Annotated in this window: 1 pseudogene; it reads left to right on the top strand. The window is 67.5% G+C overall.

What is annotated here, in order from left to right:
- A pseudogene (locus tag AAHM40_RS27150) lies at positions 1-203 on the top strand (flavin-dependent monooxygenase); the annotation flags it as partial.

Raw genomic sequence — 203 nt, 5'->3', positions numbered from 1 at the left:
ATCGACGGCTTCCTGCAGAACAGCCCCGGCAATGCGGTGAACACCGCGCCGCTGTTCCGCCTGCCGTTCGGGCAGATCTTCGTGCGCGCCGTGTCCTCCTCCACCATCGGGGCGCTGCAGGGCGCCATCGACCTGTTCATCGAGGCCAACCGCAACCGGGTAGGCGTCAACGATGGCCGCAAGATCATCCAGGACCCCGGCGC

Source organism: Pseudomonas sp. OTU5201, from assembly GCF_038440135.1.
GTDB classification, from domain to species: domain Bacteria; phylum Pseudomonadota; class Gammaproteobacteria; order Pseudomonadales; family Pseudomonadaceae; genus Metapseudomonas; species Metapseudomonas resinovorans.
This window is presented reverse-complemented; position numbering and strand designations above follow the sequence as displayed.